This window comes from Corynebacterium sp. MSK004, assembly GCF_030232515.1.
Taxonomy (GTDB): domain Bacteria; phylum Actinomycetota; class Actinomycetes; order Mycobacteriales; family Mycobacteriaceae; genus Corynebacterium; species Corynebacterium hesseae.
This window is the reverse complement of the sequence record NZ_JASPKB010000002.1, coordinates 210501-211273: the sequence shown is the minus strand read 5'-3', so window position 1 is coordinate 211273 and position 773 is coordinate 210501. Positions and strand designations below refer to the sequence as shown.

Genomic DNA, 773 nt, shown 5'->3' with positions numbered 1-773 from the left:
TTGGCACCAGCAACAACCTCACGCAGGCCACCCTCAAAGTCAGCGTTCGTCGAAACAATCGCATTCTTCTCAGAGCCGTCCTCAGAGGTTACAGTCTGATCCTTATCGTTGATGTCCTTGTGCTCACCAATCTCGTTCGGCGTCTCATTACCCGGAGTCTCCTCACCCTTGGAATTAACTTCCTTAGAAGTCAGAGTCTCAAAGGCAACCGCAGCCTCAACCGGCTCCGTCACAGACTCATCAACGGTAATGGTCACAGCCTCAACACCATTCGGCGCAGTCGGCACAAACTTATGACCAATGGTCTCACCCAGAACAGTCTTGCCATCAGCCTTCGAAATCAGCTGCGCATCCAGGAAGTATTCCTTACCCGGAACCAGACCCTCATACGAAACCTGGTCAACAATCTTGGCACCAGCAACAACCTCACGCAGGCCACCCTCAAAGTCAGCGTTCGTCGAAACAATCGCATTCTTCTCAGAGCCATCATCGCCCGGCTTGCGCGGAGTCGTCACCTTACCCGGATTCTCCGGTGTAGTCGACTTAGACGGCTCATCGGACGGCTCGTCAGACTTAGACGGCTCATCGGACGGCTCGTCAGACTTGGACGGCTCATCAGAAGGCTCGCCAGACTTAGACGGCTCATCAGAAGGCTCGTCAGACTTGGACGGCTCATCAGAAGGCTCGTCAGACTTGGACGGCTCATCAGAAGGCTCGTCAGACTTGGACGGCTCATCAGAAGGCTCGTCAGACTTGGACGGCTCATCAGAAGG

At 54.6% G+C, this 773-nt stretch carries 1 protein-coding gene; it reads right to left on the bottom strand.

What is annotated here, in order from left to right:
- Positions 1-773 (bottom strand): VaFE repeat-containing surface-anchored protein (locus QP999_RS03520; RefSeq protein WP_284847691.1); only part of this gene is annotated, 773 nt, incomplete at both ends.